The sequence below is a fragment of the Streptomyces sp. NPDC028298 genome (genome assembly GCF_055565895.1).
This window is the reverse complement of the sequence record NZ_JBVHTL010000002.1, coordinates 1,246,179-1,268,568: the sequence shown is the minus strand read 5'-3', so window position 1 is coordinate 1,268,568 and position 22,390 is coordinate 1,246,179. Positions and strand designations below refer to the sequence as shown.

Sequence of the window (22,390 nt, the reverse complement as noted above, 5' to 3'; positions counted from 1 at the left end):
CGGGACTGAGGGGCCGAGGCGGCGATGACCCGGCCCCCGAAAGGGGCGGTCAGCCCTTGATCGCGCCCTGCATGATCCCGCCCACGATCTGCTTGCCGAACAGGAGGAAGGCGATGAGCAGCGGCAGGGTGCCGAGCAGCGCGCCCGCCATGATGACGGCCTGGTCGGGGATGTAGCCGGTGCCCAGCGCGTTGAGGGCGACCTGGACCGTCGGCTCCTGCTGGTTCAGGGCGATGATCGGCCACAGGAAGTCGTTCCAGGCCATCACGAACGTCAGCAGGCCGAGCACCGCCATCGCCGGGCGGGCCGCCGGGAAGACGACGTGCCACACCACGCGCAGACTGTTCGCGCCGTCCACCCGTGCCGCCTCGATGAGTTCGGAGGGCAGGGCCTGCACCAGGTACTGGCGCATGAAGAACGTGCCGAAGGCGCTCACCAGGGTCGGCAGGATGACCGTCTGGAGCTGGTTGGACCAGCCCAGATTGCTCATCCACAGGTACAGCGGTACGACGGCGAGCTGCGGCGGGATCATCATCGTGCCGATGGTCAGCAGCAGCAGGAGTCCGGAGAACTTGAACCGCAGTTTGGCGAAGGCGAACCCGGCGAGCGTGGAGAACACGACCGTGCCGATGGTGATGGTCCCCGCGACGATCGTGGAGTTGATCATCGCGGTGCCGAGCCCGGCCTGGTCCCAGGCGGCCTCCAGGTTCTTGAACAGGTTCCCGCCGAACCACAGCGGCGGCGGCGACTGCGCCAGCCGCGTGTTGTTGCGCGAGGCGGCGATGGCCGTCCAGACCAGCGGAGCGAGCGAGACCAGCGCGAACACGGTCAGGACGACATAGGTGACCGGACCCGCGTGGAGCTGCTTGCCCGCGCCGAGCACCCGGCGGCGTCCGGGCTCGCGCTTGTCCGGGACCGGCTTCGCGTCCTCCGCCGTGACAGTCAGTTCAGTCGTGGTCATTGGGTTTTCCTCAGCCGTCGGGTGATCAGCAGGTTGATCGCGGCGATGATCAGCAGGATCAGGAACATCGTCCATGCGATCGCCGAGGCCTTGCCGAGGTTGCCGATGCCCCAGCCCTGGTCGTACATGTAGAGGCCGAGCGTCTGGTACTGGTGCGCGGAGCCGCCCTTGGAGCCGCTGACCCCGCCGAACAGGAGGGGTTCGCCGAAGAGCTGGGTCGCGCCGATCGTGGAGACGACCACCGTGAACAGGATCGTCGGCCGCAGCATGGGGATCGTCACGTGGCGGAACTGCTGCCAGCGGCCGGCGCCGTCGAGGGCGGCGGACTCGTACAGATCCGTGGGGATCGCCTGCATGGCCGCGAGGTAGATCAGCGCGTTGTAGCCGGTCCAGCGCCAGATCACGATCGAGGAGACGGCGAACTGGGAACCCCAGTCGGACTCGCGCCAGTTGATCGGGTGGACCCCGACGAAGTGGAGCAGCCAGTTCACCATGCCGCCGTCCCACGAGTACAGCAGCGTGAAGACGAGCGTCGCCGCCGCCACCGAGGTGGCGTACGGGGTGAGCATCACGACCCGCCACACGGTCGAGCCGCGCAGCCGGTAGTTGAGCAGATGGGCGATCCCGAGCGCCATCACCAGCTGCGGCACCGTGGAGATCACGCCGATGGAGAAGGTGTTCTCCAGGGCGTTCCAGAAGAACTCCGAGGACAGCAGATTCTTGTAGTTGTCCAGACCCGCCCAGGTCTGGTGGTCGAGCCCGGAGAGCTGCACATTGTGCAGCGAGTACCACGCCGTGTAGAGCAGCGGTACGAGCCCGAAGGCTCCGAAGATGATGAAGAAGGGGGCGATGAATGCGTACGGCGACGCCTTCATGTCCCAGCGGTACAGCCGGCTGCGCCAGGAACCCGGGTCCTGCGGCGGCTTACCGCGACCCTGAGCGCCCCGGGCCGCGCCCGGCTGAGAGCCGGGCGCGGCGTCGGCGCTCGTCGCGGGGTGCGCGAGAGCCTGCTTGGAGCTGGTCACTGGCCGAGCACGTCCTTGATCTCAGCCTTTGCCGCGTCCCAGCCCTGGGCCGGGGTCTTGCCCTTCTGCTCGACCTGGAGGATGCCGACGTCCGTGATCGCGGTGCCGATCGGCTGGTCCTTGGTGCCGAAGTACTGGACCGGGATGGTCTTCGCCGAGTCGCCGAAGATCTGCGTGATCGGCGCGTTGGAGAAGTACTCCGTGGTGGCGGCGGCCGGCGTCAGGTTCGAGTAGGCCGACGGGGTCGACGGGAAGCTCGCCTGCTTGGCGAAGACCTTCGCCTGCTGCTCGGGGGCGGTCAGCCACTTCGCCAGCGCGATGGCCTCCTTCTGGTGCTTGCCGGCCACCGGGACACCGATGAACGAACCGCCCCAGTTGGCCGCGGTCGGCGCGGCCGCCACGTCCCACTTGCCCTTGCCCGCGTCACCGGACTTCTCCTGGATGTAGCCCATCATCCAGGCGGGGCAGGCCACGGTCGCGAACGAGCCCTTGGCGAAGCCCTGGTCCCACGTCGGGTCGAACTGCTTGAGCTTCGCCGACATGTTGCTGGTCGCCACGGTCATGGCGGCGTTCCAGGACTTCTTCACACCGGTGGACTTGTCCCAGATGACGTTGCCGTCCTTGTCGTAGTACCGCTGGCTCTCTCCGCCGAGGGCCGCGTTGTACACCGAGGAGGCGGAGTCCACGAACTTGGTGCCGCTCGGCGCCTTCTTCATGTAGTCCTTGCCGAGCGCGACGTACTTCGCCCAGTCGCCCTTCCACTGCTCCGCGAGCTTCGTGCGGTCGGTCTCCAGACCGGCCTTCTCGAAGAGGTCCTTGCGGTAGCAGATCGCCATCGGGCCGATGTCGGTGCCGAGCGCGATGGTCTTGCCGTCCTTGGTGGTGGCCTGGGAGAGCTTCCAGTCCAGCCACTGCGACTTGTCCACCTCCTTGCCGAGGTCGACGAACTTGTCGGCCTGGGTCTGGACGGCCTCGGTGATGTTGCCGACCTCGATCGCCTGGATGTCGTCGGTCCCGGAGCCGGCCTGCAGACGCGTCAGCGTCTTGGGCCAGTAGACGTCGGTACGGGTGGTGACGTTCTCCTTGATGGAGATCTCGGGGTGGAGCTTCGTGTACTCGTCGTAGAGGCCGGCCTGCTTGTATCCGAAGACGCCGAAGGTGCCTATGGTCAGGGTCGTCTTGCCCTTGCCGCTACCACCGTTGTTGTCCGACGAGCCGTTGTCCGGGTCGCTGGAACAGCCGGCCAGCAGTCCCGTAGCCAGCGCGGCGACGACCGCGATGGCCCCCAGCCTGCGGGACCGGCGGGTACTCGTGCGCATTGCGTCCTCCTGTTGCCTGACGTGCCGACCCCCCGGCCAACTGCATTGGTGGCGCCCGTTGTTTCTCGCTGCGGCTCGGGCGGGGAACGTGCGGGATGTGTATGTGTCAGGTACTGTGGGAGCGCTCCCACAGGTGATGTGTTGAAGAGTCGTCGGTTCCGGCGGGGGTGTCAAGGGTGAGGGCGCGGAGAGATGCGTTCAGTTATCGGCCTGTTAGCTGAAGATGTCATTCCGCCACATGGCCGGAAGCGTCTCATGCCGCGTCCGGCGCTCCCGGGGCGGCCACCCGTGAGGGGACGCCTCCCTGGGCTGCGGCCCAGCGACGCGGGTCCCGTCGTACGGGGCTGTTACATTCCAGGCCAGGTTGGTGTCGACGGGAGGCGGAAGCCATGGCAGTCCACGGAGCGCGGGGCCGCAGTGGCGGGCGGCCGACCCTCGAAGAGGTGGCCGCGCGCGCGGGAGTGGGCCGTGGCACGGTCTCCCGGGTGATCAACGGCTCCCCGCGGGTCAGCGACGCCACCCGGGCCGCGGTCGAGGCGGCGGTGGCCGAGCTCGGCTATGTCCCGAACACGGCGGCGCGCGCCCTCGCGGCCAACCGCACGGACGCGATCGCCCTGGTCGTCCCCGAGCCGGAGACGCGCTTCTTCGCGGAACCGTACTTCTCGGACATGCTGCGCGGTGTCGGCGCCGAACTCTCCGAGACCGAGATGCAGTTGCTGCTGATATTCGCGGGCAGCGACCGGGAGCGGGAGCGCCTGGCGCAGTATCTGGCGGCCCACCGCGTGGACGGCGTCCTGCTGGTCTCGGTGCACGCCGACGATCCGCTGCCCGATCTGCTCTCCCAGCTCGAGATCCCGGCCGTGATCAGCGGCCGGCGCTCGGCGGAGGAGACGCTTCCGTCGGTGGACTCCGACAACTACGGCGGCGGGCGCGCGGCCGTGGAGCATCTCGTCTCCCGGGGGCGCGGCAGGATCGGCCACCTCGCCGGCCGCATGGACGTCTACGGCGCCCAGCGGCGCGTCGACGGCTACCGCCAGGGTCTGCGGGACGCGGGCCGTGAGGTGGACGAGCGGCTGATCGTCCCCGGTGACTTCACCGAGGAGGGCGGCCGGCGTGCCATGACCCTGCTCCTCGAGCGCTTCCCCGACCTCGACGCGGTGTTCGCCGGGTCCGACGTCATGGCGGCGGGCGCCCGCCAGGTGCTGCGCGAGAGCGGCCGGCGCATCCCGGACGACGTGGCGCTCATCGGCTACGACGACTCCGCCATAGCCCGTCACATGGATCCGCCCCTGACCAGCGTCCGCCAGCCCATCGAGGAGATGGGCCGGGCCATGATCGACCTCCTCCTCGGCGAGATCGCGGACCGCCGCCCGGTGGCCTCCCGCGGACTGGAGAAGCGCCAGCTCGTCCTGCCCGCGGAACTGGTGGTGCGGGCCTCGTCCTGAAGCCGGCGCGCGGCGTCCGGCGTCCCCGGTCCGGGCCGGGGTGGCACCCTCCCGGCGGGGCGGCTTTCCGTGGTCCGGAAGGCGGCCCGCGATGCATGACGGGGCCACCCGGCAGGCCGGGCGGGGTGGTTTCCGTCGCCCGGAGGGGCGGCGCGTGACACGGGGCGACGCGGCCCCGTATGCCGGGCCGGTCACGCGGCCCCCGGCCGGGGCGGCCTTCGTCGTCCGAAGGGTGCTCCCGCACTGTGGCCGCTCCCGCGACGCCGTACGGCGTCAGGGGTGGCTCTCGCATCCGGGCGAGGCCGTCGTGCCCGGTCCGGGACCGGGCGGGGTCATCGTCGGACCGTCAGCTCCCAGCGGATCTCGCCGTCGTGGAGTTCGTCCGTCGCGGTGAGTCCCGCCGCCGCGGCGACGGCCGCCGACGCGTGGTGATCGGGGTGGACATGGGCCACGACCGTGCGGACGGGGTACGTCCCGACCACGTGCCGGACCAGTGCCCCGGCCGCCTCCGACGCGTACCCGCGCCCCTGCCAGGGAGTGCCCACGACCCAGGCGACCTCCGCGGTCCCGCCCGAGACGGTCGCCTGGACCGTCCCCACCAGGCATCCCCGCTCCCGCTCCCGCAGCACCCAGTTGCACCACAGGACAGCGGGATCGGGCGAGCCCGCGACGAGACGCTCGTACCGGGCCCGCAGCTCCCGCGGAGTGTGCGGTTCCCCGCCGATGAACGTGTGCAGCGCCGGGTCCGACAGCACCCCGGCCATCTCCTCGGCGTGCTCGGCCCGCAACGGCAGGAGGTCGAGCCGGGCGGTGGCGAAGGCTTCCGTGGGGTGGGGCACGAGGGGGAGCGTACGGGCTGGTGGGGCCGGGAACGCAATCAGCCGGTGACCTTTTCACAAGGTCACCGGCTGATCATTCAGGGTGAGTGACGGGACTTGAACCCGCGGCCACCTGGACCACAACCAGGTGCTCTACCAACTGAGCTACACCCACCATGTCCGGTCTTCTAGGTTTCCCTGACCGGCCGAGAAAAAGTGTACAGGGTTCTGAGGGGTGCTCGCGCACACCTTTTTCCGGGGCCCAGCAGGGCCCCGTCAAAGGCCTATTCGACGGGCAGGACGTGCCTGGCCGCGATGGTGCGGGCGGTGTCCGAGTCGGGCCCGGGCTGCGGGACGAAGATCGCCTCGCGGTAGTAGCGGAGCTCGGCGATGGACTCGCGGATGTCGGCCAGCGCGCGGTGGTTGCCGTTCTTCTCCGGGCTGTTGAAGTACGCCCGGGGGTACCAGCGGCGGGCCAGCTCCTTGACGGAGGAGACGTCCACGATGCGGTAGTGGAGATAGCTCTCCAGCGTGGACATGTCCCGCAGTAGGAAGCCGCGGTCCGTGCCGACGGAGTTCCCGCAGAGCGGGGCCTTGCCCGGCTCCTTGACGTGCTCGCGTACGTAGGAGAGGACCTGCTCCTCGGCGTCCGCCAGGGTCGTACCCCCGGCGAGCTCCTCCAGCAGGCCGGAGGCCGTGTGCATCTGGCGCACCACGTCCGGCATCGTCTCCAGGGCCGCGTCCGGCGGGCGGATCACGATGTCCACCCCTTCACCGAGCACGTTCAGCTCAGAGTCGGTGACCAGCGCGGCCACCTCGATGAGCGCGTCATCCGACAGCGAGAGTCCCGTCATCTCGCAGTCGATCCACACCATGCGATCGTTCATGTGTCTCACCCTACGGCCCGCTCCCTCCGGTTAACCCGCCCCTGCGTCCCGCCGGGGCGGCGGATCGCGCCGGATCCGGGCCCGCGGGCGACGGGGCCCGCATACGAAAGGAGCCCGCACCCGAAGGTGCGGGCCCCGCGCTGTCGCCGGCGCCGGACTACGGCGCGCTGCGCTGTCCCGGCAGGCTCGGCCTGCCCGCCGCGTACAGCTCCGCCCGCTCCCGCATCGCCTCCGCGGAGAGCGAGGCGGCCGCGCCCAGGCCGGCCGCCGCGGTGCGGCGGGTCTGCATCGGGACCGGGCCCGAGTGCTCCTGGTGCAGCGACGGCGGTGGTCCGACCGGACCCGTCGGGCCGTCCGGATCCGTGGACCGTTCGGCCTGCGGCCTGCGGGCGCGGTACGCCGCCCGGTACGCGGCCGGCGACGAGCCGAGCTGCCGCCGGAAGTGGCCCCGCAGCGCCACCGGCGAACGGAAGCCGCAGCGGCCCGCGACCTCGTCCACCGAGTAGTCGGACGTCTCCAGGAGACGCTGCGCCTGCAGGACGCGCTGAGTGATCAGCCACTGCAGGGGAGCGCTTCCGGTGAGCGAGCGGAACCGGCGGTCGAAGGTCCGGCGGCTCATGTAGGCGCGAGCCGCCAGCGTCTCGACGTCGAACTGCTCGTGGAGATGCTCCAGCGCCCAGGCGACGACCTCCGCGAGGGGGTCGGCGCCGATCTCCTCCGGCAGTGACCGGTCGAGATAGCGCTCCTGGCCTCCGGTGCGCCGCGGTGGGACCACCAGGCGCCGGGCGAGCGCGCCGGCCGCCTCGTTGCCGTGGTCCGTCCGCACGATGTGGAGACAGAGATCGATTCCGGCCGCCGTACCCGCCGAGGTCAGCACGTCGCCGTCGTCCACGAAGAGCTCGCGGGGGTCGACGTGCACCGACGGATAGCGCTTGGCCAGCGTCGGCGCGTACATCCAGTGGGTGGTCGCCGGACGGCCGTCCAGTAAACCGGCCGCGGCGAGCACGAAGGCACCGGTGCACAGCCCGACTATGCGGGCGCCTTCCTCATGGGCGCGGCGCAGTGCGTCGAGCGCCTCCTCCGGTGGTGGCGAGGTGATCGACCGCCAGGCGGGCACGACGACCGTGCCTGCCCTGGAGATCGCTTCCAGGCCATGTGGTGCGGTGAGTTCCAGGCCCCCTGTGGTCCGCAGCGGGCCTTCCTCGCCGGCACACACCAAAAGGCGGTAGCGCGGCACGCCGGCGTCCTGGCGGTCAATCCCGAACACCGACAGCGGAATGGAACTCTCGAAAATGGGGCCGCCGCTGAACAGCAGCACCGCGACGATCTCCTTGCGGCGTCGCCCGGACAGTTTCCGGGCCGCGGTTTCCGGCGCGGCAGTGGAGTCGTGGCTCATCCTGCTAAGCCCCCCTCGGTGGTCGCGGCTCCTCGGTTGTGTCGCTCCTGCACGTTTCCCCTCGGTCCTGCACGAGTCCCCCGCCGTAAGACAAGATCGAATCTACTGTGTCCCGTGGCGCCAAGGTGACCAGTTCGGTACTCCGCAGAATGTCGACATGGCAACTTGGCGTGAAGCATTCGATCACGAAGCGTTGCACTCGTGGGCGTCGCAGGGAAGTGCGCCTCGTGGCAGTGGCCAATCCACGTAGGGTGCGCGAGCCCTCCCAACCCCTTTAGGTGCAGGTCGAACGGGGGTTGGGGGGTCGTTCGAGCAAGGGATGAGCCACTACCGGAAGTTGGCTGAAAAGAAGCGTAGGTGTACGCGCAAACCGGTCAGTCGACCGGCTTGCCTCCCCCACTGTGACGAGCGCCTCGGTGAACTCCCGTGCCGTTCCCGCCCCGTGGGCCGCCCCGCGTCCCCGCCGGGTTCCCGCGCCCCGTGACCCCCACGCTCCCCGTACCGCCCGGACCGCTCCTCCCGTGCCGTCCGCCCCGGCGCGGGGCCCGCCTGCGGGCGTGCGAGCGGGCCGCACCGCGCCGCTGATCGGCCAGGAGAGCCGCCCCCCGCTCGGACTGACGCAGCAGGATCACACAGACCCCGGTCACCGCGGCGAGACCGAGAGCCGTACCGGCCGCTCCGGCGAGCGAGCCGCCGCACCACAGGAGGACCGCCGGCACCAGGACGCAGGCGAAGGCCGCCCAGCGGACCACGTCGCTCACCGTGTCCACCGCGCCGGGCGCCGGGGGGCGCGAGGCGGAGCGTGTTCCCGATCGCGATCCGGAGTGTGATCCCGCGCGGGATCCGCGGGGTGGCGCGGGCGACGGGGAGGGGGCGGGGCGAGCCCCTGGGGCGGAGGGTGCGGAGGGTGCGGAGGAACGCGGGGCGGTGTCGGGTCCTGACACGTACTGCTCCCTGGTGCTCCGGTGTTCTCCGTCCTCCCCACGGCGTGTGATCTCCACGGGGTGCCTTCGCGGCGACGGCTGCGACCGGTTCAACGCGTGTTCGACCCGCCGGTCACTGCCCGGCGGGTGGGGCGTGCGCCGGCAAGGGGGCCGCCAGGGGGCCGTCCGGTCCCGCGGGGCGACGGAACTCCCCGTTCCCGGGCGCCGGTGCAAATTCACGGGGGGCCTTGCGCAAACCGCCTGTACGGGGCACTAACCATTGCGTTACGGGCACCCTCTCGTGCATGCTCCCTGGAATGCCGCGTAAGGCGCGCGGGATCTGGGCAGAGGAGGCGTGCCGCCGTACCCTTGGGGGTATGGGGTTGGGAAGATGTTTCCCAGACACAGCTCTGCCGTTCGTTGTCGTCCCCACCACGAGGATCCAAACGCCGAGACACCCATGGCCGGTCACGAATTCTTCGATCCCGCGGACCGCAAGCGCCCGCTCGCCGATCCCACGGCGGCCGAGCCCCTGGCGGCGGAAGAACCCCGCCATTCCTGCGATCCCGCCTTCAAGCACGGCGTCGTCGTCGGTTTCGACGGTTCGACGTCCAGCGAGCGTGCCCTCGCCTACGCGATCGGGATGGCGCACCGCGCCGGCTCGGGCCTGATCATCGTCCATGTGGCCAACCGGCTGCCCACCACGGTGTGGGCGGGCTGCGAGCCGCCGGTCTTCGTCGACGTGCCCGACCACCGCACCGAGGTGCTGGGGCTCGAACTCGCCTGCGCCGAATACCTCTCCGAGGTGCCCTGGATCCTGGTCGAGCGCGGCGGCGACATCTGCCACGAACTCGAGGAAGTGGGGCGGGAGTACGAGGCGGACGCGATAGTGGTGGGCTCCACGCACGGCATCGTCGGGCGCATCTTCGGCTCGGTCGCCGGACGCCTCGCCAAGCGTGCCAAGCGCCCCGTCATCGTCATTCCCTGACGCCCGCTGCCGTCCGCGACGCGATCGCCGGGGTTCTCCGTGCGGTGAGTGAACCTACTGGCGCGTAGAGGTGTTTGTGCCTTTGTGAAGGGCATATACGGGACGCCGGTCCTACGCGGCGACCGGTACGGCGCAGCACAACTGCACAGGCATGAAGGGAGCCCGCCGTGGACAACGACGTCTCTGCGGGAAGCACCACCACCATCGTCGGAAGACTCGCGCTCGGCGTGACCCTGCTGGCCTTCGGCCTCGGGTACACCGACTTGATCGACGGAGTGACGGCGGCGGATGCCGTGTCACTGGCCCACTACGTAGGCGGCGTCGCGCTGTTCGTCGCCGGTCTGCTCGCTCTCCGCGACCGTGACACGGCCAACGGCACGGCCTTCACGGGAATCGGCGCCCTCTGGTTCACCTGGGCCGTCTCGGCCGGCGGCCAGGTCTCCGACAACGCGGCGGGACTCTTCCTGCTGCTCTTCGCGCTCGTCGTGCTCTCGCTCGCCCTCGCGGGCGGGGACACCCTCGGCCAGGGCGCCTACGGACTGTTCTTCGTCTCCCTGCTGCTTCTGGCCATCGGCCGCTTCGCGGACAGCACCGTCCTGGGCAAGGCCGGCGGCTGGTTCGCCGTCGCGGCCGGCGCGGTCGCCTGGTACGCGGCGACCGCCGCTCTCGCCCACTGGCCCACCGCACTTCCGCGACGCGCCGCCGGCCGGGGGGTGACGGCCACCGGCTGACCTCGGCGCGGGCCGGGGTTTGGGCGGCTCCGGCCCTTGAAGAACGATCCCCGTGCGCGGGTGGTGCGCACGGGGATCGTCCATGTCCGGTCGCCGGCAGGGGACTTGCGCGGCGAGGGACGGGCGGGCGGGCCAACGGCCGGTGGTCCGCCCGGTGGTGACTACTCGACGGTGACGGACTTGGCCAGGTTGCGCGGCTTGTCGATGTCCCGGCCGAGCGCCAGCGCCGTGTGGTAGGCGAGGAGCTGGAGCGGGATGCCCATCAGGATCGGGTCGAGCTCGTCCTCGTTCTTCGGGACGACGATCGTCTGGTCGGCCTTCTCCTGGTGCTGGTGCGCGACCGCGAGGATCTGGCCGCTGCGGGCCTTGATCTCCTCCAGGGCGGCGCGGTTCTTCTCCAGCAGGTCGTCGTCGGGGACGATCGCGACCGTGGGGAGCGCCGGCTCGATGAGCGCCAGCGGACCGTGCTTGAGCTCGGAGGCCGGGTACGCCTCGGCGTGGATGTACGAGACCTCCTTGAGCTTCAGCGAGGCCTCACGGGCCACCGGGTAGCCCCGGACGCGGCCGATGAAGAGCATCGAGCGGGCCTCGGCGTACTGCTCGGCCAGTTTCTTGATCTCGTCCTCCTGCTCCAGGATCTCGGCGATCTGGGCGGGCAGCTTGCGCAGGCCCTCGATGATCCGCTTGCCGTCGCGGACCGAGAGGTCGCGGGTGCGGCCGAGGTGCAGGGCGAGCAGCGCGAAGGCGACGGTGGTGTTGGTGAAGCACTTCGTCGAGACGACGCAGACCTCGGGGCCGGCGTGCACGTACATGCCGCCGTCCGCCTCGCGGGCGATCGCCGAGCCGACGACGTTGACGACGCCGAGCACCCGGGCGCCCTTGCGCTTGAGCTCCTGCACGGCGGCCAGCACGTCGTAGGTCTCACCGGACTGGGAGACCGCGATGTAGAGGGTGTCGGGGTCGACGACCGCGTTGCGGTAGCGGAACTCGGAGGCCGGCTCGGCGTCCGCGGGGATGCGGGCCAGCTCCTCGATCATCTGGGCGCCGATCATGCCCGCGTGGTACGAGGTGCCGCAGCCGAGGATCTTCACGCGGCGCACGGCACGCGCGTCGCGGGCGTCCAGGTTCAGGCCGCCGAGGTGCACGGTCGAGAACCGGTCGTCGATCCGGCCGCGCAGCACGCGGTCCACGGCCTCGACCTGCTCGTGGATCTCCTTGTGCATGTACGTGTCGTGGCCGCCCATGTCGTACGAGGCGGCCTCCCACTCGACGGTGGTCGGCTCGGAGGTCGTCCGGGTGCCCTCGGTGGTGTACGTCCGGAAGTCGTCGGCCTTGAGCGTGGCCATCTCGCCGTCGTCCAGCGTGACTATCTGGCGGGTGTGGGTGACCAGGGCGGCGATGTCCGAGGCGACGAACATCTCCTTCTCGCCGATGCCGAGCACGACGGGGGAGCCGTTTCGCGCCACCACGATGCGGTCGGGGAAGTCGGCGTGCATCACCGCGATGCCGTAGGTGCCCTCTATGACCCGCAGCGCCTCACGGACCTTGTCCTCCAGCTTCTCCTGCTGGGAGCGGGCGACCAGGTGGGTGAGCACCTCGGTGTCCGTCTCGGAGAGGAACTCGACGCCGTCGGCCTCGAGCTTCTTCCGCAGGTCGGAGGCGTTGTCGATGATGCCGTTGTGGACGACCGCGACCTTGTTGTCGGCGGACATGTGGGGGTGCGCGTTCACGTCGGAGGGGGCGCCGTGCGTGGCCCAGCGGGTGTGGGCGATGCCCGTCGTGCCGGCGAAGCGCTTGGGGACCTTCGCCTCCAGGTCGCGGACGCGGCCCTTCGCCTTGACCATCTTCAGGCCGGCCGACTTCGGCGAGGTCACGACTATGCCCGCCGAGTCGTAGCCGCGGTACTCCAGGCGCTGGAGGCCTTCGAGGAGCAGCGGGGTCACATCACGCCTGCCGATGTATCCGACGATTCCGCACATACAGGTAGATTCCCTCAGCCGTAAACGATGCGGCGCAGTTGCCTGAGCGTGAGCTCCGGCGGGGCGACCGCGCGATATTTCAGGTCCGCCTCGATCCGTTCGAAGATCGACGCGTTCACCAGGCCCTGGGCCTGGAGCTCACGGTGGCGGCGGCGGACGAACTCCTGGGCCGTCTCGTCGAAATAGGCGAGAACGTCCTGGACCACCCGCAGCGCCTCACCCCGGTTCAGGGGCGTCGACCGCGTCAAATGATCAACGAGTTCGTCGTGCACCCGTTGATCCTGGGGCACGGAAAGACGATTCGCAAGAATCCTGCCCGATATCGGGCAAGCAGGTGTTGAATCTCTTATGGGCCGCTGTTTACAGACTGTCCACCCGGCGTCTTGCGCCCCGTCGATTGCCCGGAGCAACTTCAGGGGACATGGACACTCCACGCATGGGCGTACCCGAGCAGCTCGCCGAGAAGATGACCATGGCCGAGCAGCACGAGTACCTTCGCGCCAAATTCTCCCGGCGCAACATGATCAGAGGCGGCGCCGTGACCATCGGCGCCGTCGCGGGCGGCGCCTTCGTGCCCGGCGCGGCACAGGCCGCCGTCCCGGCGCAGCGGACGGCCGCCCCGGCCGCCACGGACAAGGTCGACGGCGCGCTCGTCGCCCCCTTCGGCCGCCACCTCGCCTTCGGCAACGACCCGCGCACCGAGATGACCGTCTCCTGGCAGGTGCCGGCCGCGGTCAGCAAGCCCTACATCCGCATCGGCGCCCACCCCTGGGACCTCTCGCGCAAGATCGAGGCCGAGGTGCGCACCCTGTACACCCCGGCCGGCGTGGGCGCGAGCGGCGACCACACCCAGTACTACCTGCACGCCAAGCTCACCCACCTGCGCCCCGGCAGGACCTACTACTACGGTGTCGGCCACGCGGGCTTCGACCCGGCCCAGCCCCACCTCCTCGGCACGCTCGGCACCTTCACCACCGCGCCCGACCGCGCCGAGCCCTTCACCTTCACCGCCTTCGGCGACGAGGGCGTCGGCTACCACGGCCTCGCCAACGACGCCCTGCTGCTCGCCCAGAACCCCGCCTTCCACCTGCACGCGGGCGACATCGCGTACGCGGACCCGGCCGGCCAGGGCAAGACCGCCGACACCGGCTTCGACTCGCGCATCTGGGACCAGTTCCTCGCCCAGACCGAGACGGTCGCCAAGCAGGTGCCGTGGATGCCGGCCTACGGCAACCACGACATGGAGGCCTGGTACTCGCCCAACGGCTACGGCGGCGAGCAGGCCCGCTGGACGCTTCCGGACAACGGACCCGACAAGGCCAACCTGCCCGGCGTCTACTCCTTCGTCCACGGCAACACGGCGATCATCTCGCTCGACGCCAACGACATCTCCTTCGAGATCCCGGCCAACCTCGGCATCTCCGGCGGCACCCAGACCAAGTGGCTGGAGGCCCAGCTCAAGAAGTTCCGTGCCTCGAAGGACATCGACTTCGTGGTGATCTTCTTCCACCACTGCGCGTACTGCACCTCCACGGCGCACGCCTCGGAGGGGGGCGTGCGACAGGAGTGGGTGCCGCTGTTCGAGAAGTACAGCGTCGACCTGGTGATCAACGGCCACAACCACCAGTACGAGCGCACCGACGTCATCAAGGGGAACGCGGTCACCAAGAAGCTCCCGATCGGCGGCACGGCGTACACCGAGACCGAGGGTGTCGTGTACGTGACGGCGGGCGCGGCCGGCCGCAGCCTGTACGCGTTCACCGCCCCCGAGTCCTACGAGGGCAAGGAGAACGAGGTCGAGTCCGTCGCCTCCTTCGTCAACCTCAAGGACGGCAAGCAGAACGAGACGGTCACCTGGTCGCGCGTGCGCTACCTCAACTACTCGTTCCTGCGCGTCGACGTCCAGCCGGCCGCGAAGGGACGCCTGGCCACCCTGAAGGTCCGCGGCATCGCCGAGACCGGTGCCGAGGTCGACCACTTCACGATCGCGCGCCGGGCGAAGTAGCCCCGGGCCCGAGCGGGTACGCCGGCGAGGGATCCACAGGTACGCCCGGAAGGCGGGGCGTACCGCCTCCCTGACCGGCGGCCGGTCCCCGCGCGGCGGTCCTCGCCCGCCCGTTCCTACAGGCGTTTGAGGACCGCCTGCTTGGCCAGGGCGAACTCCTCGTCCGTCAGGACGCCCTCCTTGCGCAGCTCGCCCAGTTCGCGCAGCCTGCGCAGGAGGGCGTCGTGGTCGGCCTCCGGCCCCGGCCCGGCGGCGGCCTCCAGGGCCGGCTCCTCGTCCGTCCGGTCCTCCACGGACGCCGGATGCGGAAGCCGCACCTGCACGGCCGCGGCGAGCAGCGCCATCAGCGGGTCCCGCTTGAAGCCCCACAGCTCAACGGAGTTGGGGTCGTACTTCGGCGGCGCCTTGGTGTCGGCGCCGCGCACGGTGAAGCGCAGACAGCCGTTCTCCAGCCCGGCCGCGGGCCGCCACTCGACGGCCGATATCTCCGCGAGCGCGAGCGTCCGGGCACCCGCCGCGGACTTCGCCTCCTCCGTCTTCCAGTTCCACTCCAGGCGTACGCGCTCGCCGTCGAAGCTCGCCGTGCCGTCCCCCGCGGACGCGGACAGCGGCACCGGCGGCCCGGGCAGCAGATAGCCGTCGACCGGGCCCGTGGGGACCTGGTCGAGGAGCAGCGCGCCGCGCACCTCGTCCACGAGGTACTCGGCGACGCCGAACCGGTCGGCCTCCACCGTGAGCCGGTACGGGTCGTTCGGCTCCGCGAGCTTGCCGCCCGTCGACTGCAGCAGCGGGTCGGCGCCGTCGCGCAGCCGGAGCCTGAGCCGCCCGGCCTTCCTGCCCTGCTCCAGCGAGATGCCCGCCAACGCGTGCAGCGGCACGGTGAGTTCACCCAGTGTCCGGCGCAGCAGGCTGACGTTCTTGTCCCGTCCCGGGGTCAGCCGCAGAGTGTCGCCGTCGAAGATCCACGTGCCGTCCCGCTGGATGATTTCCGCCATGGGGAGGATTGTTCCACCGCGACTGAGGCAGAGTGGTCTCGACCAATTCGAGGATCGACCACAACGAAGGGCACGGCGCAGGAAACGGCCGAGGACGGGCCGGGAGAGCCTGCGCCGGGCACCGAAGGGAGCGCATGTGAGACAGCACCACAGAACGCCCCGCCTTCTCGGTACGCTGCTGCTCGTGGCGGCGGCCGGCTTCTCCCTCGCCGGCGCGGCACCGCACACCCGGGCCGCCGCCGCCCCGCTGGGCCGCGTCGTCCCGGCCCCCGCCTCCGTCGAGCCGGGCGGAGCCCCGTACCGCGTCACGGGAGACACCCGCATCCGTGTCGACGGCTCGCGCGCGGTCCGCGCGGTCGGCGAGTACCTCGCGGGCATCCTGCGGCCCTCCACCGGCTACCGGCTGCCGGTCGCCTCGCACGGCCCCGGAGCGATCCGGCTCCGGCTCGGCGGCAAGGGGCTCGGCACCGAGGGCTACCGCCTCGACAGCGGCTCCTCGGGCGTGACCATCACGGCCGGCGAGCCCGCGGGCCTCTTCCACGGCGTCCAGACCCTGCGGCAGCTCCTGCCCGCCGCCGTCGAGAAGGACTCCGTCCAGCGCGGCCCCTGGCTGATCGCCGGCGGCACCATCGAGGACACACCCCGCTACGCCTACCGCGGGGCCATGCTCGACGTCTCCCGCCACTTCTTCACCGTGGCCCAGGTCGAGCGGTACATCGACGAACTGGCGCTCTACAAGGTCAACAAGCTGCATCTGCACCTGAGTGACGACCAGGGCTGGCGCATCGCGGTCGACTCCTGGCCCCGGCTCGCGGCCCACGGCGGCTCCACCCAGGTCGGCGGCGGACACGGCGGCTTCTACACCAAGGCCGACTACCGCCGGATCGTCCGGTACGCCTCCTCGCGCTATCTGGAGGTCGTCCCCGAGATCGACATGCCCGGACACACCAACGCCGCCCTCGCCTCGTACGCGCGACTGAACTGCGACGGAGTCGCGCCGGACCTCTACACCGGCACCGACGTCGGCTTCAGCTCGCTGTGCGTGGGCAAGCCGGTGACGTACGACTTCGTGGACGACGTCATCCGGGAGCTGGCCGCGCTCACCCCCGGCGGGTACCTCCACATCGGCGGCGACGAGGCGCACTCCACCAGCCACGCCGACTACGTGACCTTCATGGACAAGGTGCAGCCCCTCGTCGCCAAGTACGGCAAGAAGGTCATGGGCTGGCACCAGCTCACCGGGGCCGACCCGGCCAAGGGCGCCCTCGCGCAGTACTGGGGGCTCGACGACACCGGTGCCGAGGAGAAGGCGCAGGTCGCCGCGGCCGCGCGGAACGGGACCGGGCTCGTGCTGTCGCCCGCGGACCGGCTCTACCTCGACATGAAGTACACCGCCGACACCCCGCTCGGGCAGGACTGGGCCGGACTGGTGGAAGTGCGGCGCTCCTACGACTGGGACCCGGGGAGCTACCTTCCCGGCGTGCCCGCCCAGGCCGTCAAGGGCGTCGAGGCGCCGCTGTGGACGGAGACGATCCAGAGCTCCGCGGACATCGACGTCATGGCCTTCCCCAGGCTGCCCGGGGCCGCCGAACTCGGCTGGTCCCCCGCCGCCACGCACGACTGGGACACCTACAAGGTGCGCCTCGCCGCCCAGGCGCCGCGCTGGGACGCCCTCGGCATCGCGTACTACCGCTCGCCCCAGGTCCCCTGGCCGGCCCGGTAGGGCGGACGCCGACGGGCGCCCCGGAGGACCGTCTCCGGGGCGCCCGCCCGTCTGTGGAGCCCCGCGCGGGGCCCGGTGCTCAGAACCCGGCGATCGGGTTCTTCAGGGTGCCGACCAGTTGCAGCGCGCCCGAGGGATCCGCCAGGTCGACCATCTGCCGGTTGTCGCGGAGCTGGAGCCGGTTGAGGCAGGACAGCGCGAACTCGGGCGCGAACAGGTCGTACTGCCTGAACTTGTCCTGGAGTTCGGGCGTCGCCTCCTGGTACGCGCGCACCGACTCGGCGACCGTCCGCCAGAAGTCCTCCTCGGCGAGGACCCCCTCCTCCGCGAGCTGGGCGGCCAGGAAGCGGAAGAAGCAGTCGAAGACGTCCGTGAAGATGGACAGCAGCTTCGTGTCCTCGGGGACGTCGACGCGGATCCGCTCCACCGCGGGCGGCAGCACCGCCTGCGGGTCCATGACCACGATCTCCTCGGCGATGTCCTTGTAGACCGCCCGCCGCACCGCCCCGTCCTCCAGGACGAGGATGACGTTCTCGCCGTGCGGCATGTAGACCAGGTCGTACGCGTAGAAGCTGTGCAGGAGCGGGGTGAGGTAGGCGCGCAGATAGCCGCGCAGCCACTCCTCCGGCGCGAGGCCCGACCGCTCGATCAGCGCGGCCGCGAACGAGGCGCCCTCGTGGTCGACATGGACGAGGGACGCCATCGTCGCCAGGGACTCGCCCTCGCCCAGCGAGGGGACCGGGCTCTCCCGCCACAGCGCGGCGAGCATCTTGCGGTACGGGGAGTACCGGTCGGTGGCCGCCTCGTACTCCAGATGCCGGTAGCCGACGGCCGCCCGCTCACGGATGACCGACAGGCCGGTGGACTTCAGCACCGGGTCGCTCTCGACGAGCTGGACCAGCCAGTCGTTGATGGCCGGGGTCGCCTCCATGTAGGCGGCGGACAGACCCCGCATGAAGCCCATGTTCAGCACGCTCAGCGCCGTCTTCACGTAGTGCTTGTGCGGGCTGCTGGTGTTGAAGAACGTCCGGATGGACTGCTGGGCCAGGTACTCGTCGTCGCCCTCGCCGAGACAGACCAGGCGCCGCTGGGCGACCTCGGCCGCGAACGTCACGGACAGCTTGTTCCACCACTGCCAGGGGTGCACGGGTATGAGGAGGTAGTCCTCGGGGTCGAGACCCTGTCCGCGCAGGATCCCGTCGAACCGCTCGACCGTCTCCGCGCCCAGCTCGCCGCGCACGAAGGACTCGTACGTGATGCCGACGCCCGCCGTGAACGCGGCGCGCGAGCGGTGCGCGGCCAGCCACACCAGCCGGACCGGGTGCGCGGTCTCGGGTGCGTAGGCGAGGTAGTCGTGCACACCGAAGCCCAGCCGCCCGTTGTTGGCGACGAAGCACGGGTGGCCCTCGGTCATGCCGGTCTCGATGGCCTGGAAGCCCGCGCCGGCCAGCTCGCGGACCGGGATCCGCGGCTTGGTGAGCTTGTAGCAGGTGCCCGCCAGGGTGGAGGAGATCTCCTCCAGGTAGACCGGCAGGATCTCGTCGCTCAGGCCGAGCGATGTCCTCAGCTCGATGAAGAAGTCCAGTGCCGACAGGGGGAGTTCGGCGCCGTCGCGGTGCCGGGTGATGGACTCGGCGGCCACCTGCCAGTGGTCGAGCAGGTGCCGGGTCGCGGTGAACCGGTAGCTCGTCAGTCCGTCGTCGCCGAGGACCTCGTAGCGGCCGTCGGCCAGGACGCGCGGGGTGATCAGCCGCTCGTGGGCGAACTCGGCGAGCGCCTTGCGCAGAAGGAGACGGTTGGCGTGGGCCCAGTGCTCGGGGGAGAGGTGGGCGACGCTCTCGGCGGGGGTCACGCGGCCACCGCCTTCGCGAACTGCTCCCGGGTGCAGAAGCTCAGCAACGCCTTCTTCTCCGGCTTCTGGATCTCCTCGACGGGCACGAAACCGACGGCCTCGTTGAGGGCGTGCACGGCCTTGTTGGCCACGTCGGGCTCGACGACGACGCGTTCGGTCGCCGGGTCGGCGAACAGGTGCTCCATCACCGAGGTGATCACGGCCCGGGTGAAACCGTGCACGGGGGTGTCGCTCGGGGCGACGAGGAAGTGCATGCCGACATCGCCCGGCTCCGGCTCGTACAGGCCGACGAGTTCGACGTACCGGGGGTCGTAGCGCTCCATCAGGAAGACGGGCTCGCCGTCCAGGAGACCGAGGAAGGCGTCGTGGTGGTCACTGGCGGCGATGGCCATGTACTCGCGCTCCACGTCGTGCAGTCTCGCCTCCTGCATCATCCAGAAGGCGGCCTTGGGGTGGGTCACCCACCGGTGGAGCACCGGCGCGTCCTCGACCGGGTCGAGGGGGCGGACGGTGAAGGCGCCGATGGCGCTGGCGGTGGTCATACGGTGAACTCCTGGAACGCGATGGTCTTCTCGACCGGGTAGTACTCGGTGCCGAGCAGCTCGCGGATGATGGACGCGTTGCGGTACGGGCCCATGCCGAGGTCCGGCGAGGTGATCGAGTGGGTGTGGACGCCCGCGTTCTGCAGGAAGATCCCACCGCCCGTGACGTCGATGGCGTAGTTGCGGGCCACGTCGAAGTTGCCCTGGGTGTCGTAGCGGAGCCGGTCGCGGACCGGTGCGAGGAACGCGGGCTCGGCGTAGCGGTAGCCGGTGGCCAGCACGAGGCCCGTCGAGCGCAGCTCGTAGTCCTTGCCCTGCTCCTGCTGGCGGAACCCGAGGGTGTACGTGCCCTCGTCGTACCGCGCGCTCTCCAGCGAGGAGTTGGTCAGCAGCCGGGCGGGGACCGGGCCGCCGAGGTTCTTCTGGTAGAGCAGGTCGAAGATCGCGTCGATCAGCTCCCCGTCGATGCCCTTGAACAGGCCCTTCTGCTCCGACTGGAGGCGGTAGCGCGTCGCCTCGGGCAGCGCGTGGAAGTAGTCGATGTACTCCGGGGAGGTCATCTCCAGGGTGAGCTTGGTGTATTCGAGGGGGAAGAAGCGCGGCGAGCGGGTCACCCAGTTCAGCCGGTAGCCGTGGACGTCGATCTCGCCGAGCAGGTCGAGGAAGATCTCGGCGGCGGACTGGCCGCTGCCGACCAGGGTGATCGAGTCCTTGGCCTGCAGCTCCCGCTTGTGCTGCATGTAGCGGGAGTTGTGGATGAAGTCGCCGCCGAGGCCGGCGCAGGGGTCCGGGACGTGGGGCGAGGTGCCGGTGCCGAGGACCAGGTGCCGGGCGCGGAACAGCTCACCGGCCTCGGTCCGTACGGTGTACACCTCGTCCTCGTACGTCACCTCCGCGACCGTCGTCCCGAAGCGGACGCTGCTCAGCCTGGACGCGGCCCACCGGCAGTAGTCGTCGTACTCGACGCGCAGCGGGTAGAAGTTCTCCCGGATGTAGAACGAGTACAGCCGGCCCGATTCCTTCAGGTAGTTGAGGAAGGAGTACGGGGAGGTCGGGTCGGCGAGGGTCACCAGGTCCGACATGAACGGCGTCTGCAGGTGCGCGCCCTCCAGGAACATGCCGGAGTGCCACTCGAAGTGGGGCTTCGACTCCAGGAAGACACCGCTGAGTTCGGTGATCGGCTCGGTGAGGCAGGCGAGGCCGAGGTTGAAGGGCCCGAGCCCGATTCCCACGAAGTCGTAGGTCATGTCCGTGGATTCAGCAAGCGCGGTCAAGGGACTCTCCCAGGTACTGCTCGGCGTGGCCGGCGATCAGGTCGAGGACGGCGGCGACGTCGTCCTGTGTGGTCTCGGGGTTGAGCAAGGTGAACTTCAGGTAGTGGCGTCCGCCGACCTTGGTGCCCGCGACGACGGCGTCACCGGAGGCGAACAGGGCCTTGCGGGCGTACAGGTTGGCGCGGTCGATCTCGGCCGGGTCGGTGACCGCGGCCGGGATGTACCGGAAGACCAGGGTGGACAGCGAGGGCCGTACGACGACGTCGAAGCGGGGGTCGGCGGCGAGCAGTTTCCAGCCCTCGGCCGCCAGGTCGCAGACCTCGTCGAAGAGTTCGCCGATGCCGTCGGCGCCCATGACGCGCAGGGTCATCCACAGCTTGAGGGCGTCGAAGCGGCGGGTGGTCTGGAGGGACTTGTCGACCTGGTTGGGGATGCGCTCGGCGACCATGCGGCGCGGGTTGAGGTACTCCGCGTGGTAGGTCGCGTGGCGCAGGGTCGCGGCGTCGCGGACCAGTACGGCCGAGGAACTCACGGGCTGGAAGAAGGACTTGTGGTAGTCCACGGTGACGGAGTCGGCGCGCTCGATGCCGTCGAGGCGGTCCCGGTTCTTCAGCGAGGTGAGCAGTCCGCAGCCGTAGGCCGCGTCCACGTGCATCCAGGCGCCGAACTGGGCGCACAGTTCGGCGATCTCGGGCAGCGGGTCGATGGAGCCGAAGTCGGTGGTGCCCGCGGTGGCGACGACGGCCATGGGCACGAGGCCGTCCCGCCGGCAGCGCTCCAGCTCGTGGGCGAGGGCGACGGTCTGCATCCGCTTGTCGTGGTCGACGGGGACCGAGACGACGGCGTCGGGGGCGAGGCCGAGGAGCTTGGCCGACTTCTTGACGCTGAAGTGGCTGACCTCGGAGGCGAAGATCCGCAGATCGGCGAGGTTCTCCGCCTTGGCCTCCTCGCGGGCCAGGAGCAGGGCCTGGAGGTTGGACTGGCTGCCGCCGCTGGTGAACACCCCGTCAGCGGCCGGGCCCAGACCGATGCGCTCGTTCGTCCAGTCGATGAGCCTGCGCTCGATGAGGGTGCCGCCGGCCGACTGGTCCCAGGTGTCCAGCGAGGAGTTGACGGCGGACAGGACGGCCTCGCCGAGCAAGGCCGGGATGACGACCGGGCAGTTGAGGTGGGCGAGGTAGCGCGGGTGGTGGAAGTAGACCGCGTCCCGCAGGTAGACCTCCTCCAGCTCGTCGAGGACGGCCGTGGCGTCGTGCAGGGGCTTGTCGAGGTCGATCCCCTCGATGCGGGGGGCGAGTTCGTCGACCGTGACACCTGTGAACGGGCGGTCGGTGGCGGCGAGTCTGGCGGCCACCCGCTCGACCCCTTCCGTCACGGAGCGCCGGTACCGGTCCGCGGTGGTGTCGTTGAGCAGGTGCGAGCGCATGTGGGGGTCCTCCGTGCGGGGAGACAGTCCGAGCGGGACACGGGAAAGGGCGAGGTCGCGACGTTCGACTTAGGTTAGCCTAACCTAAGTTTCTTGCGCTT

18 protein-coding genes and 1 tRNA gene are annotated in these 22,390 nt (G+C 70.2%); 5 read left to right on the top strand and 14 right to left on the bottom strand.

The features are described 5' to 3' along the window. Positions 1-49: 49 nt before the first annotated feature. From ACZ4TO_RS14040 to ACZ4TO_RS14030, 3 genes are read right to left on the bottom strand one after another with little or no spacing between them, the layout of a single operon-like run. On the bottom strand, positions 50-961 hold the full coding sequence (locus tag ACZ4TO_RS14040; RefSeq protein ID WP_382789929.1) for a carbohydrate ABC transporter permease: 912 nt from the start codon (positions 959-961) through the stop codon (positions 50-52). Next, a complete protein-coding gene (locus ACZ4TO_RS14035; RefSeq protein WP_382789926.1) occupies positions 958-1,986 on the bottom strand; it encodes a carbohydrate ABC transporter permease in 1,029 nt (342 codons plus the stop codon). Before ACZ4TO_RS14035 ends, ACZ4TO_RS14040 begins: the two co-directional genes overlap by 4 nt. Further along, on the bottom strand, positions 1,983-3,305 hold the full coding sequence (locus tag ACZ4TO_RS14030) for an ABC transporter substrate-binding protein (protein ID WP_382789923.1): 1,323 nt from the start codon (positions 3,303-3,305) through the stop codon (positions 1,983-1,985). Before ACZ4TO_RS14030 ends, ACZ4TO_RS14035 begins: the two co-directional genes overlap by 4 nt. A 389-nt stretch (positions 3,306-3,694) precedes the next feature. Between ACZ4TO_RS14030 and ACZ4TO_RS14025 the strand changes: the two genes are divergently transcribed. Then, positions 3,695-4,750: a LacI family DNA-binding transcriptional regulator gene (locus ACZ4TO_RS14025; RefSeq protein WP_382789920.1), complete on the top strand. Its 1,056-nt coding sequence runs from the start codon at positions 3,695-3,697 to the stop codon at positions 4,748-4,750. Between the two features lie 332 nt (positions 4,751-5,082). Here the strand turns inward: ACZ4TO_RS14025 and ACZ4TO_RS14020 are convergent, their stop codons facing one another. From ACZ4TO_RS14020 to ACZ4TO_RS14005, 4 genes are all read right to left on the bottom strand, one after another. Continuing rightward, complete coding sequence (locus ACZ4TO_RS14020; protein ID WP_468024253.1) at positions 5,083-5,589, bottom strand: GNAT family N-acetyltransferase; 507 nt, start codon at positions 5,587-5,589, stop codon at positions 5,083-5,085. Between the two features lie 81 nt (positions 5,590-5,670). Then, positions 5,671-5,743: transfer RNA gene (locus ACZ4TO_RS14015), tRNA-His, on the bottom strand. A 109-nt stretch (positions 5,744-5,852) separates the two neighbouring features. Continuing rightward, entirely contained in the window at positions 5,853-6,455 is a 603-nt protein-coding gene (gene orn / locus ACZ4TO_RS14010; protein WP_339129500.1) for an oligoribonuclease, read from the bottom strand. A 157-nt stretch (positions 6,456-6,612) separates the two neighbouring features. Further along, complete coding sequence (locus ACZ4TO_RS14005) at positions 6,613-7,851, bottom strand: helix-turn-helix domain-containing protein (protein WP_382789912.1); 1,239 nt, start codon at positions 7,849-7,851, stop codon at positions 6,613-6,615. A gap of 1,383 nt (positions 7,852-9,234) precedes the next feature. Between ACZ4TO_RS14005 and ACZ4TO_RS14000 the strand changes: the two genes are divergently transcribed. Next, positions 9,235-9,762 (top strand): universal stress protein, encoded by a 528-nt coding sequence (locus ACZ4TO_RS14000; protein WP_382789909.1) that lies wholly within the window; start codon positions 9,235-9,237, stop codon positions 9,760-9,762. Positions 9,763-9,929: 167 nt separating this feature from the next. Further along, positions 9,930-10,493 carry a GPR1/FUN34/YaaH family transporter gene (locus ACZ4TO_RS13995; protein WP_468024252.1) on the top strand — a complete coding sequence of 188 codons (564 nt, stop codon included), beginning with the start codon at positions 9,930-9,932 and terminating at the stop codon, positions 10,491-10,493. 161 nt (positions 10,494-10,654) lie between these two features. On the opposite strand, the gene glmS is transcribed toward ACZ4TO_RS13995, so the two are convergent. After that, positions 10,655-12,472, bottom strand: a complete 1,818-nt coding sequence (gene glmS, locus ACZ4TO_RS13990) for a glutamine--fructose-6-phosphate transaminase (isomerizing) (protein ID WP_382789904.1) — start codon at positions 12,470-12,472, stop codon at positions 10,655-10,657. Positions 12,473-12,486: 14 nt separating this feature from the next. Next, entirely contained in the window at positions 12,487-12,744 is a 258-nt protein-coding gene (locus tag ACZ4TO_RS13985) for a hypothetical protein (protein ID WP_037619090.1), read from the bottom strand. 164 nt (positions 12,745-12,908) lie between these two features. On the opposite strand from ACZ4TO_RS13985, the gene ACZ4TO_RS13980 reads away from it, so the two are divergent. Beyond that, positions 12,909-14,477 carry a purple acid phosphatase family protein gene (locus ACZ4TO_RS13980; RefSeq protein ID WP_468024251.1) on the top strand — a complete coding sequence of 523 codons (1,569 nt, stop codon included), beginning with the start codon at positions 12,909-12,911 and terminating at the stop codon, positions 14,475-14,477. A 116-nt stretch (positions 14,478-14,593) separates the two neighbouring features. Here ACZ4TO_RS13980 and ACZ4TO_RS13975 read toward each other — a convergent pair whose 3' ends face one another. Then, the gene (locus ACZ4TO_RS13975) at positions 14,594-15,472 is read right to left on the bottom strand and encodes a DUF4429 domain-containing protein (RefSeq protein ID WP_382789898.1); all 879 of its coding nucleotides are present in this window, start codon (positions 15,470-15,472) and stop codon (positions 14,594-14,596) included. Between the two features lie 136 nt (positions 15,473-15,608). On the opposite strand from ACZ4TO_RS13975, the gene ACZ4TO_RS13970 reads away from it, so the two are divergent. Next, entirely contained in the window at positions 15,609-17,195 is a 1,587-nt protein-coding gene (locus ACZ4TO_RS13970; RefSeq protein ID WP_468024250.1) for a beta-N-acetylhexosaminidase, read from the top strand. A 79-nt stretch (positions 17,196-17,274) separates the two neighbouring features. Here the strand turns inward: ACZ4TO_RS13970 and ACZ4TO_RS13965 are convergent, their stop codons facing one another. From ACZ4TO_RS13965 to desA, 4 genes are read right to left on the bottom strand one after another with little or no spacing between them, the layout of a single operon-like run. Further along, positions 17,275-19,047 (bottom strand): IucA/IucC family protein, encoded by a 1,773-nt coding sequence (locus tag ACZ4TO_RS13965; protein ID WP_385043674.1) that lies wholly within the window; start codon positions 19,045-19,047, stop codon positions 17,275-17,277. Beyond that, positions 19,044-19,589 carry a GNAT family N-acetyltransferase gene (locus tag ACZ4TO_RS13960; RefSeq protein WP_468024249.1) on the bottom strand — a complete coding sequence of 182 codons (546 nt, stop codon included), beginning with the start codon at positions 19,587-19,589 and terminating at the stop codon, positions 19,044-19,046. The genes ACZ4TO_RS13965 and ACZ4TO_RS13960 overlap by 4 nt, the downstream gene beginning before the upstream one ends. Further along, positions 19,586-20,836 (bottom strand): lysine N(6)-hydroxylase/L-ornithine N(5)-oxygenase family protein, encoded by a 1,251-nt coding sequence (locus ACZ4TO_RS13955; RefSeq protein WP_385043870.1) that lies wholly within the window; start codon positions 20,834-20,836, stop codon positions 19,586-19,588. The genes ACZ4TO_RS13960 and ACZ4TO_RS13955 overlap by 4 nt, the downstream gene beginning before the upstream one ends. A 10-nt stretch (positions 20,837-20,846) precedes the next feature. Continuing rightward, a complete protein-coding gene (desA, locus tag ACZ4TO_RS13950; RefSeq protein ID WP_468024248.1) occupies positions 20,847-22,289 on the bottom strand; it encodes a lysine decarboxylase DesA in 1,443 nt (480 codons plus the stop codon). Positions 22,290-22,390: the final 101 nt, after the last annotated feature.

Bases quoted from the DNA above. Each gene is read 5' to 3' on its own strand.
- ACZ4TO_RS14030 (WP_382789923.1), bottom strand. From the start codon at position 3,305: ATGCGCACGAGTACCCGCCGGTCCCGCAGGCTGGGGGCCATCGCGGTC.
- ACZ4TO_RS14040 (WP_382789929.1), bottom strand. From the start codon at position 961: ATGACCACGACTGAACTGACTGTCACGGCGGAGGACGCGAAGCCGGTC.
- glmS (WP_382789904.1), bottom strand. From the start codon at position 12,472: ATGTGCGGAATCGTCGGATACATCGGCAGGCGTGATGTGACCCCGCTG.
- desA (WP_468024248.1), bottom strand. From the start codon at position 22,289: ATGCGCTCGCACCTGCTCAACGACACCACCGCGGACCGGTACCGGCGC.
- ACZ4TO_RS14025 (WP_382789920.1), top strand. From the start codon at position 3,695: ATGGCAGTCCACGGAGCGCGGGGCCGCAGTGGCGGGCGGCCGACCCTC.
- ACZ4TO_RS13960 (WP_468024249.1), bottom strand. From the start codon at position 19,589: ATGACCACCGCCAGCGCCATCGGCGCCTTCACCGTCCGCCCCCTCGAC.
- ACZ4TO_RS14005 (WP_382789912.1), bottom strand. From the start codon at position 7,851: ATGAGCCACGACTCCACTGCCGCGCCGGAAACCGCGGCCCGGAAACTG.
- ACZ4TO_RS13975 (WP_382789898.1), bottom strand. From the start codon at position 15,472: ATGGCGGAAATCATCCAGCGGGACGGCACGTGGATCTTCGACGGCGAC.
- ACZ4TO_RS13980 (WP_468024251.1), top strand. From the start codon at position 12,909: ATGGGCGTACCCGAGCAGCTCGCCGAGAAGATGACCATGGCCGAGCAG.
- orn (WP_339129500.1), bottom strand. From the start codon at position 6,455: ATGAACGATCGCATGGTGTGGATCGACTGCGAGATGACGGGACTCTCG.
- ACZ4TO_RS13955 (WP_385043870.1), bottom strand. From the start codon at position 20,836: ATGACCTACGACTTCGTGGGAATCGGGCTCGGGCCCTTCAACCTCGGC.
- ACZ4TO_RS14000 (WP_382789909.1), top strand. From the start codon at position 9,235: ATGGCCGGTCACGAATTCTTCGATCCCGCGGACCGCAAGCGCCCGCTC.